The sequence below is a fragment of the Spirulina subsalsa FACHB-351 genome, from assembly GCF_026130165.1.
In the GTDB taxonomy this organism is placed as follows: domain Bacteria; phylum Cyanobacteriota; class Cyanobacteriia; order Cyanobacteriales; family Spirulinaceae; genus Spirulina_A; species Spirulina_A subsalsa_A.
In genome coordinates, this window is the sequence record NZ_JAIHOM010000142.1 from 1 (window position 1) to 11,439 (window position 11,439).

Here is an 11,439-nt window from a genome sequence, read left to right on the forward strand (position 1 = left end):
GTAGATTACGCTTTGCACGTGGTTGAGGAGGGGGGGAAGTTCAGAGACTTGGGGGTTGGGGGTGTTGGGGTAATATTCAACGCTGGGCTGGGGGGTGGGGGGGTCTTCGTTGGGGGAGAGGAGGACGCGGAGGGGGTATTGAGCGGCTGTTAGGGGGGAGAGGAGTTGCTCCCGCAGGGGGGGAGTGGTGCCGACGAGGAGGAGGGTTCCGGTGGTGGTGTGGTTAGAATGGGAGGGGGAATCGGTTTTAAGGATCATACGCTTTAAACAGTTGAGGAAGGGTAGACCGTCAAAAAAGGCGATGGTTTGGAGGAAACGACCAAAATCCCAGGGTTGTCGATTATTCATGGTAAAGAGGGGATGGCAGGGTGACTGTTTGTTGATATCGTATATGATCGATTCACAAATGGGTGGAGTGGAGGGATTCGCACAGGATGGCGTGAGCTTGAGGGTGTGAAGGGATTGTAGAATTTTTGAGTTCTTAAGCCATGTGGGATCTTGAACAAAAACAGGTTGAACTGAAAGAGGTTGAACTGAAACGGAAAACTCATCATGCTTCTTCTCTGTCGCAGTGGTTATATCAGGCGATCGCAGAACCGGGGGTGCGTTTGCGGATTCGACTGCGGGGCAACAATCTGCACGTTCTCTGTGAAGCGTCTCGGACTCCAGAGGTGGGGAAATTATTGCCCCGTTTAGTTCAAGCCCTCAAGTCCCAAGGGGTGGAATTTAAACGCTTTTTCCGCAATACGGAAGACCCGATTTATAAGGTTATCCTCTATGGTCGTCCGGTGGGTCAACAACGTCCTGCTTGGATTGAACCGATTATCTTGGAGCGTCTACAGTTGAAAATTGAACCCCATGATCCCCATGATCCCTCTCCCATTATTGATGCGACTGGGGAAACTCCTGAACCGTTAACCGGAGGGGCGTTATTGATTTCTAATGAGACGTTAGCCCGTACTGGGTCCCCGGAGGCGATCGCACGCTATTTAAGTGAGTCCCTCGCCCATTTAGGCGTCAGCGTTAAGGTCCTCATCCAAAAGTTACCCCACTCCCCTTTAAGCGAGTCCCCCGAGGAAGAAGGGGCTAAACGCCTCTGGGTCATCTGTTCTTGTCATTATAGCCCCGATGCCTCCCTGATTGCGGAACCCATTGCCCAACAATTGCGGGATCTGGAATTAGTCGGGTTTAAAGAGGCGATTATTCGCTCCCAAGTCCAAGGAGAAAGTACCCCCGATTGGGTGTTACCCGTGGATTTAACCCGTCCCGAAGAGATGTTACGGGAGTGGGCCCGCTGGGGGGATCTCAAATCCATTGAACATTTAGTCAACCAAGCCTTAGAAGCCCAAGGGATTCATGTGCGGGCGATTCTCAAGGAAACCACCCTACATATTTTCTCCTGTTTTACCAGCTTAGTGGGGCGGTCGGAAAATTGCCCCCCCCAATCGTCTACGGTGGAACAGATCGAACGGTTATTAAAAGGATTTCGCCCCCAAGGGATTACGGCCGCCACCCTTTACGGTTTCACTCGTCCCGATTTGGGCATCTTTCAGGATGAGGCCAGCTCCCTCGATTTAGGGCGTTTGCGGGATACTCCCGTCTGGGTGCAATGGCTACACCTACCCGCGGCCTACGACCCAGATTTAGCCCCCTCTACCGTGGCCTTAGCCCGTCAGCGCCATCTCGATGCTCTCGGATTCCTCTTGCAGCGCCTTCTCAACCCCGATTTAGAGGGTCGTCTGGCTACGGGGGGGATTCGGGTTAAACTCTGTTTTAAGCAGGATTTACTGCATATTATGACCGAGGCCGTGGTTTGTCCCCGTCAGGGCTTTGTGGTGCATCCAGTGGAAAAGTTCCTGCGCAAGGTGCAAATCACGGGACTGGTGGGGGCGAGAATCTACGGCCGACGGGCGGGACAAACGGCCCCCCTCTGGAGTTATGCCCTCGATTTTCAAGACCGTTCTATTCAACACTCTTCTACTCTGTCCGGGGAGAGTCCCCCCCAGTTTAGCCCCTCGACGGTGACGGTGCCGACCCAAGACCTATCCCACGAAGCCAGTTTGAGCCATCCCTTTGGTCTTTCTACTCCGGCCTCGGATTCGGCGGTGAAACAGACATTACGGGATACCTGCTCTCTCTTGAAATCCGTTCTCTGTGCCACGAAACTGGCGGTAGGGGATCAAAACAACCTAGAGGGGTGGCGACAAGGCTCTGAGCGGGATAATCGGGGCATTTACGAGGGCATTATTTGGGCGATGGTGGGTCTGTTGTTGATGTTCCAAGTCGATTGGCTGGCCGGGCGCTGGTTTTTCCAACAACGGCCTCTTGCGGGACTCTGTGTCGAGCGTCCTTGTCCGGTAGAAGGGGACTTTGTATCGGAGAGCCGTCCGGGGGAACAAAGCGCGGTACAAGAGGCGATTCTGGCGGCCGCCCGTTCTTCTAATGCTTCGTTTAATAACCGCTTGCTGGATGAAAAACTGGCACTGTATCAACAACGGGTGAGACAGTCTGGAGTGCCAGATGTGTTGATTGTGGGCAGTTCCCGCGCTCTGCGGGGGGTAGACCCGGCTGTATTGCGTCAGGCGCTCGCTCAAGAGGGCCCGGCAGACTTGGACATCTTCAATTTTGGCATCAATGGCGCTACGGCTCAAGTGGTGGATCTGATGTTACGGCGGATTTTAGCCCCTGAAGAACTGCCGAAGTTAATTATCTGGGCTGATGGGGCGAGGGCGTTTAATAGTGGACGACCGGATATTACTTATAATGCGATCGCCTCATCAGAAGGCTACCGAACCCTAAGCGCCCGTCCTATGGGGGGAAGCAGCCGGACCCATAGCCGCGCTGTGCCTCGGATACAGCTTCCCAATCTCAATCAGGCGATCGCCCGCAACTATCGCAACTTTAACCAGTGGATGAGTGACGGCCTCGGGGAATTTTTCACCCTCTACCCCCACCGGGACGAACTGCGCAGCGTCCTCCAAGACCAACTCACCCATCCCCTCCCCAGTGTCGCGGAGTTGAATATTGACCCCCTCGACCTAGAAACCGTTGCCGGACAAGAACCGATTACCCCTGACGGTTTTCTCCCCCTCGACCTACGCTTTGACCCCAGCACCTACTACCTCTCTCATCCCCGCGTCTCCGGGGCCTACGACAGCGATTATGATTCCTTCGGACTCTACGGCCCCCAAGATGTCGCCCTGCGTAGTATCTTAACGACCCTCGAAAAACATCAAGTTAAGCTCGTTTTTGTCAATCTTCCCCTAACGAACGAGTATTTAGACCCCATTCGGAGCGAATATGAACGGCAGTTTTACGACCACATGACCCGTTTAAGTCAACAGTATAATCTGATCTTTTTAGACCTCGCTCAACACTGGGGCAGTGAATATGATTACTTCTCAGACCCCAGTCATCTCAACCGTTATGGGGCCTATCAAGTCTCCCGTTATCTCGCTCACAATACCCCTATTCCTTGGCAAACAGGTGTTGAAAATTAAGATTCTCGGGGTCATTGAGGGGACTGCTACAACCAATCGTCTGAGGGGGGATTGATTTCCCCACTCGTCTATACGGTGGGGTACTTTATGGCACAAGGGAACGGGGAAAAGCTAACTTTTGCGACTTTGAGCATAGGCCGCATAAACGCCCCGGACATTGTACCAATTCAAGAAAACCCGAGCGATTTCTAAGGCCAGTTGGGGTTTTCCTTGCTGGATTAACCACTGTAACAAGGGGGCGAGGGTTCTTTCATTTAAACGCCCCCCCAAGGATAAAATCCCCCAGAGTAGCTTGTGAATCCACGTCATTTGAATCATCATGCGCACTTCCCACGTGGGGTGTTTTTGATAGAACACCACACCCATACGCCCCCGTTGGATTTCTTGGTCAATCAGTTTAGGGATTTGCTGCAAACTAAAGGGGGGGTGCCAATGATAGCCTACGGCTTGGGGACATTTAATCAGTTTGAGTCCCAATTTTTTCAAGCGTACCCCCAGTTCTAAGTCCTCCCAACCGTATTGTTGAAAGGCGGTGTCGAAGAGTCCCGCTTGTCGTAACCATTTTTTGGCGATCGCAACATTCCCCGTCGCAAAATAAGCCGCCGAGAAATCCGTGATTTTGTAAGGTTCTGCCGTAGGATGCTCAAAATTACAAGTATTAATCACAGCCCCGTAGGTAAAGATCCGATCATTCCCTTGTTCTTCTTGTCCCCGTTGTAACGCCATCCCATGAGCTTCTAAAAAAACCTCTGTCACCACTAAATCACTATCAATAAAAATAATGATCTCCCCCTTGGCTTGTTCTACCCCAAAATTCCGCGCTGCGGCCGCCCCTTGGTGATCTCGGGCAAAACGTACCACATGGGGCAAGCTGTCTAAATTTGCCCCTAACCACTCCCACGTTCCATCCTCTGACCCATCATCCACTACAACGATTTCATAACCCTCTACGGGGCTATTCTCCCTCAATCGTTGCGCTTCTAACGCCCGGAGACACTTCTCTAAAATTGGTTGGCGGTTATAGGTCGGAATGACAACACTAAAGAACATGGTTTTTGAGCATTTAGGGAATAGGAAATTGGGCTGGGGGTCGGTTTTTTAACTGAATTTTTTCCTCTCATCCCCTCTCCCCTTCATCGGAATTTTTCAAGGAAAAAATAATCAGAACAGTGGAAAATATGAAGTTTTTTTAGGGGGTTGTTAAAGTTGGGGATTTCTGGTAATATGTTAATGGTATAATGGGAGTGGTTGCGCTTGGATTTGGGCGCAACCACTCCCATTATGATGAAATTATTTTTAGTTTACAGGAAAAATCAACCCCTGTCAAGACTTTTTCTTTTTTCAATCCGGGAATAGTGAACAATTAACCATGATCAATGGTTCACCGAGTAAACCTTTTCTTGCTGCTTTACAGAAGCCATAAAATCCACCATCGGCTTAGGATAATCTTCCCCCAATCTAACCCCATAGAGTTGTTGTTCTAACTGAGTCATCTTCCAAGGCTCATGGACTAAATGAGGGGGTAAATTTGCCAACATCGGCAACCAATGTTTAACATAATCTCCTTGAGGATCATAATCTTTGCCCTGTTTAGCGATATTAAAATAACGAAACCCTCGCCCATCATTACCCACTCCAGCTGTATAGTTCCAATTCCCCCAGTTACTACAGACATCATAATCAATCAACATTGACTCAAACCACTCCGCCCCCATCTGCCAGTTAATGCCCAAATTCTTAGTTAAAAAACTCCCCACATTTTGCCGCCCCCGATTGGACATAAACCCCGTTTTTAACAACTCCTGCATATTGGCATCCACCAAGGGATAACCCGTCTCACCCTTGCGCCAGCGTTCAAATAAATCCCAATCCTCTAACCAAGGAATTTTTAATCCTTGTATTCCTGAACTCCAAAAGATTTTATTACCATGTTTAGCACAAATAAAGCGGAAATAATCCCGCCAGAGTAGCTCAAAAATGAGCCAGTAGGTTGAATCATTTTTAACCCGTTCCGTTTCATAGCGTTTTACTTCCCCATAAATGAAACGGGGGGATAAACACCCCAAGGCTAACCAAGGGGAGAACTTGGAAGAATAATCCGCCCCTAACATTCCATTGCGGGTGAGTTTATAGGCTTTCAAAGCGTCTTGTTGCCAGAAGTAATGATTTAAACGTTCCAGTCCTGCTTTTTCTCCTCCTTGGAAGGCTAAAACGCCTTTAGATTCCTTGGGAAAAGGTTCAAGATTTAAATCTTGGAGTGTGGGAATCTCACCACTCTCTAGGGGAGGAAGGGGGGGCAATTTTTGGGGAGTGGGCAAGGGGGGTAAAATGTGCCATTTTTTTTCTACCTTTTGGCGAAATTGGGTGAAAATTTCAGGAATTTGGGAGAGTGGAAAGGGGAGATCATCGGGATGAATCAAGGTTGATGTCCAAAAGCCCTTTACCGTAATTCCCAAGGGTTTTACTTGATGCCGAATAGCCCGTTCTACTTGGGTTTCTTCCCAAGTGATTTCGCGAGAATAATAAATTTTATCAATCTTTATTTCTTGGGCAATTTTTGTTATAATGTGTTCAGGCTTTCCTTGCCTAATAATTAAATTACTGCCTAAATGTTGTAAAGTTTCCCGGAGATTGAGCAGACATTCTCGGAGAAATTGCGCTCGAAATGCTCCAGTTTTTGGAAAGCCGAAAGGGGTAGTTTGAAAATGACGAGGATCAAGACAATACAAGGGGATAATCTGGGCATTTTCTTGTAAAGCACGGTGTAGGGGTTCATGATCATGCGATCGCAAATCATTCCGATACCAGACTAAAATCCTTGAACTGTTGTGATTTGGAGTCATGATTGTTCCGTTTGTACTTGAAAAAAAGGTCTATTCCCGAGAAAGGCGATCGCCCCCATTCACCCCGTAGGGGCGCAACGCTTGCGCCCTCAACGTTTGCGCCCTCAACGCTTGCGCCCTCAACGCTTGCGCCCTCAACGCTTGCTTGGGTTTGATGTATGATGCGCGATTGTGTTGTAGATGGTTTGAGTTACAATTTTGATGAGGATCATTGGTGAGTAAATCTCATGCCAGAAATCACACGATTTTACGGGATCATTATCAAAATGTTTTTTGGAGATCATGCTCCACCTCACTTTCATGCAGTTTATGGTGAGTATAATGCTTTAATCAGTATTGAATCCCTAGAAATGATTGAAGGAGATTTGCCCAGTCGTGCTGAAAAGATGGTTTTGGAATGGGCTACTTTATACCAACAAGATTTGCTCAATATTTGGAATAGTCAAAAGTTTGTTAAGCTTCCACCCTTAAAATAATTGCAATAAAGTATATGAAGCCTCCTCGTATTATTTCTGCTCAAGCAATTGATGATCGCACCCTATTAATAAATTTCTCGAATCAAGATATTCGGAAATACGACATTTCTAAATTGTTAGAGAATCCTTTATTTTCTTTGCTCAAGACTCCCCAGTTTTTCAAAAATTTCAAAATTGAAGCGGGAGGATATGCCTTGGTTTGGACTGAGGATATTGATATCAGTGAATATGAGTTATGGAAAAATGGTGATCCCCTCACTCAAGAAGAGATGAACCACGATTTAGAATGGAGTAGCAATATTTAACCAAAAGTTAAGCGTTGCGCTTCCCTTCACCCCGTAGGGGCGCAAGCGTTGCGCCCTCAACATTTGCGCCCTCAACGCTTGCAACTTGGGCGGATTCGATCCGCCCCTACATGGAAATAATCGTAGGGGCGCAACGCTTGCGCCCTCTATCTTCTGGTTAACTGCAAATTATTCTGTAATTTTACACACAAAAAAATAGGGCAGGGAATCCCCACCCTAGCATTAACCCAGTAAGCTGACCAGCATCTACACTGCATCTTGATTGTATTAAAGCCCTTGCTGTAACGAGAGCAGTGTAGAAATTTGAATGACAATCTGCTTATCCATTCCTAAAATCGGATATAGTTCCTAGGATTTCGATTGTCCGTTTGCCAGCGATAAGGAGAAACTCGCACCTCAAAATGTAAATGAGGACCTGTTGAAAAACCAGTACTACCTACGTTACCAATTTTAGCCCCACTTGTCACTTGCTGACCTGTTCGTACAGATATACTCGATAGGTGAGCATAATAAGTCCGAATGCCACCAGGATGTTCAATAATCACTAAGTTCCCGTATCCTTGATTATTCCATCCTGCAAAAACGACTTTGCCTGATTGAGCCGCTTTAACTGGTGGCGTTGTCCCAGATGTGCCAAAATCAATCCCATAATGAAACTTTTGCTGTCCTGTAAAAGGATCTCGTCGCCAACCATACTCACTGGTAACTGGGTATCCGGGCAATGGGTGTTGCCATGCAGAACTACCACCACCACCATTATTAGGAGGATTCCCCTTGGTCACATAGTAGGCAGCAACAAAACCCTTTTGACCATTGACCTCCACCTCATACCAATCAGAACGAGTCTGACCATTAGGTGTCGTATAAGCACCCCCCGTCACGGAACGCAAAATCTTCAAACTGGTATTCCGGTTCAACGTCCGCATCACCCCTGCACCTAGGGAAGCCGCAGAACGCATATTCAGAGGAACACTACCCACATTGCTATTCACATAACCCGGCTCCGACTTGCCCAACCACCGTGCTGAAGCATCTAGAATTCCTTGGCGACCTCCATGAGTGCCTGTGTTGAAAATTGGCTTCTTGTCAGATGAGTAAACGACAAGATTACCATCATTCTGAATTGCAAAATATGTACCAGGATTCCCAGATGTATTAGTTGCCCATAGTGGTTTGTTGTCATGATAGAGGACAACATTTCCATCCTTTTGCACAGCAAACTTGTTGGCTCCAGTTCCATTCGTACCAGTAGCCCACAATGTTTTGCCTGCGGGATTAACCAGAACCAAATTACCATCCATTAAGAATCGGAAGCGATAACCTGTAGAAGTGATCCAAGTTTGACCCCGTGAGAAGGTAATATTACTCGATCCCGGCCTGATAGTAATGTTTGAAGAAGGATTGGTATTCTGAGAAGGTTCCCATTTCAATATTTGACCAGCAATACCAGTTTTCTCAAAATATTCCACCACAATTTTGTGATTGCCCTCAGGAATAGGCATATAAGTATTTCGGAGAGACCAGGGTCGAGATGCTGTCCATTTATCGATTATTTTGACACCATTGACATAAACCCGTACACCATCATCAGCTTGACTGATAAAATCGTAGAAGCCTCCTTTGAAATAACTGGTTGTCTCCCAACGGGCCGAGAAATTATCCTCTTTGATCCCTTGAGTTCCTACCGGCGCACCCGAACCCGCATTAAAGCGGATTTCTCCAGGCGGTTCAGTCATAGTCCAGACAGGAGTACCCGAAAGATTGGTATTGTTCCAATATTTAACAGTCCATTCACCGGTACTGCCATTACCACTATCTGGGGGTAAAGAATCAACCGCTTTGGTGTTGTAGACGGTTGTGCCATGGTGGGGATGCCACAGCATATATCCCCCTTCAAAGTCCTGCTTCACCCAACCACTACCAATGCCATACTCACCGCTGGTGGGGAATCCTAACCAACTGGCAGGGCCTCCCATTTGGTCATAACGCCCACCAATCGCTCCCCAAGTGGGATGTGCGCCATGTTTCGATGACCAAATTTTGCTAGGAATCCCTTGATTTCCGAGGAAGTGTTGAACCTTACCACCGCTCTTATCTAGGCCCCCTTTAACCGGAATCGCATTAGTTTTGGGGTAGCCAACATATTTTGCACCACCGCGATTCAAAAACTCTCGCCAAATATCTCCCCCAACCCAGTAGGCACGAGAGCTACCATCGGGTTGCATGATTGCACCTTGACGATCTTGCCCGCCAGTAAACTGTTGGGTTAAACCCCGTTCCCAATGCTTAACATGCTCGGTGGGACGACCTACACCCCAAAAACCACCATTTTGATTGAATGCCTGAACAAAGCTAGAATGAGTAATCTTTCCATCAAAGCCAACCTGACTCACAACTGGGCGATTTCCAGACCAATCTTGGATGGGCAAACCGGGTCGGATAGGCAAACCAGTGCCTGTGAAGTAAGGAATAGCTTGTTGACCATTCCAAGTAATATGACCTCCCTCAAAGGTTTGCTGGAGGAAACCATTGCCTAAGTTAACGGGTTCGCTGGTGGGTTTCCCTAGCCTCGCTTTGTTGGCTTCATAAATACCTTGAATGGCTCGTTGAGCAATGGGATTAATTGGAGCAGAAACCAGTTGAGGAACTTGAATCCAATCTCCAGCAAAAATACGGTTTGGATCAGCAATGCCATTTTTCTGAGCAATCCACATATAGTAGTCATCGCCAGCATTCCCCAGATGTTTTAACGCTAGATGGCTAAGGGTATCCTCCCGCTTAATTTGATACGGAACCCAATCGTAATACTTGCCATCTTTCCAGAATTTCTGAGCAACAGCGCGATCGCCCGCCGTAAACACCCCTTCACCACTCCAAGTTTCTGGAATCAACATATGAGGGGTAAAGTGTTCCTCTGGCTTCGTCACCTTCGCCAAATGCACCGCCGCCATCATATTGACCAAACCCGCACCCGTGGCTAAATCAAACCCCGTCTCACCCAAATCCGTCGCCGTTTGTTTCAAAATATCAATCACCTGACGGTAACTCAAGGCCGGATTCGCTGCCCAAACCTGAGACACAGCGCCCGTTACCTTGGCCGTGGCTACCGAAGTCCCGGCCATCGCCCCCACACTATCCCCAGTCAGGGATAAATGGGGATTCTCTTCTGTGCCGCCATAGGCCATCAAATCCAAACCATAACCATAACTGGAATAATCCGTCCGGTCAGCACCTTTCCACGCTGAAGTCGTCGGGTCAAACTGTTCGGCTGCGCCAACGGTAATAATATTGTCAAACTCTTGGGAAGCTTGACCCAACGCCGACATCACACCGCCATCATTGCCAGCTGCAACAACGAGTAACACATTATTTTGCCGGGCATACTCAATGGCCGCCCGCTCCATCGGTGTGAACTCATAACGGGTAAACACCTCCCCATTAGCATCAATCTGGGTTAAATCTAAACTCAAATTCACCACCGCATTGGGTTGTCCCGACTCAACGGCCGCATCGACAAATTCCACCAAAGAATTCGCCCACTGCCCTGAACCCACAGCCCGACCTAACCAAATGGGAGCATCTGGATTAATGCCATCAATGCCAATATCATTATCCTGTTGGGCTGCAATAATCCCTAAAATGTGGGTTCCATGCTCATTGCCCTCCCCCGCACTCAGCAGAGGATTATCATCCCCGTCAATCCAGTCCCGGCCTAACATGATGTTGGAATAATCCAAATCGGGATTATCCCCACTAAATCCGGTGTCAATAATCCCGATCAAGGGTTGATATTCTCGTGAGAAACTAAACCCAATGTCCTCAACGCCTACTTCCTCCACATAACGAGTGGCATAACTCACTAAAGCCTGACCTAAATCACTGTCCCGCCAATCTAGGGCGGGATCCATTAAGTCAGCCATCAAAGGCGCTTCCCCAGTAGCCCCCCGGACTTGGAAAATTAAATCATTGTAGTCCCCGTCATACCAAGCATGACCAAACTGGACATCTTCCATGACAAAGGTACTGCCATCTCCGGTCACATCGGCAATCTGCCCGAAGTGAAACATATCATAGGGATTGTCTGTTCCCAAGGAGAAGATGGGGGCTTTTGTGCCAGTGATGTTGGGGTTATTTAGCACTTCTTGGATGCGGCCGTTGGGGATTAACATCAAAGCAAATTCATCTCCCGGTCGCATGGAGAAGGATTTAATGCCTTGGTATTCCCCAGAGTTCCAGTTGTTATTTTCTCCAAGGTTGCCCAGGCCTTCAAATCTAGCGCCTTCGAGTCGGTCTTGAATGACGATGTGACCGAATT

General features: G+C 48.1%; 6 protein-coding genes and 1 pseudogene. 3 read left to right on the plus strand and 4 right to left on the minus strand.

Annotation, left to right across the window (positions count from 1 at the left end; translation table 11 throughout):
* Positions 1–348, minus strand: a pseudogene (locus K4A83_RS19735) (hypothetical protein); the annotation flags it as partial.
* Between the two features lie 140 nt (positions 349–488).
* Here K4A83_RS19735 and K4A83_RS19740 point away from each other — a divergent pair.
* Positions 489–3,500, plus strand: coding sequence for a DUF1574 family protein (locus K4A83_RS19740; protein WP_265266397.1), 3,012 nt, complete (start codon positions 489–491; stop codon positions 3,498–3,500).
* 111 nt (positions 3,501–3,611) lie between these two features.
* Here K4A83_RS19740 and K4A83_RS19745 read toward each other — a convergent pair whose 3' ends face one another.
* Both K4A83_RS19745 and K4A83_RS19750 read right to left on the minus strand, forming a co-directional pair.
* Entirely contained in the window at positions 3,612–4,550 is a 939-nt protein-coding gene (locus K4A83_RS19745; RefSeq protein WP_265266398.1) for a glycosyltransferase family 2 protein, read from the minus strand.
* A 323-nt stretch (positions 4,551–4,873) separates the two neighbouring features.
* A complete protein-coding gene (locus K4A83_RS19750; protein ID WP_265266400.1) occupies positions 4,874–6,343 on the minus strand; it encodes a DASH family cryptochrome in 1,470 nt (489 codons plus the stop codon).
* Positions 6,344–6,570: 227 nt separating this feature from the next.
* Between K4A83_RS19750 and K4A83_RS19755 the strand changes: the two genes are divergently transcribed.
* The gene (locus K4A83_RS19755; protein ID WP_265266401.1) at positions 6,571–6,819 is read left to right on the plus strand and encodes a DUF4160 domain-containing protein; all 249 of its coding nucleotides are present in this window, start codon (positions 6,571–6,573) and stop codon (positions 6,817–6,819) included.
* Positions 6,820–6,833: 14 nt separating this feature from the next.
* Complete coding sequence (locus K4A83_RS19760) at positions 6,834–7,124, plus strand: DUF2442 domain-containing protein (protein WP_265266402.1); 291 nt, start codon at positions 6,834–6,836, stop codon at positions 7,122–7,124.
* Between the two features lie 329 nt (positions 7,125–7,453).
* Here K4A83_RS19760 and K4A83_RS19765 read toward each other — a convergent pair.
* A partial coding sequence (locus K4A83_RS19765; protein WP_265266403.1) for a S8 family serine peptidase occupies positions 7,454–11,439 on the minus strand: 3,986 nt, incomplete at its 5' end.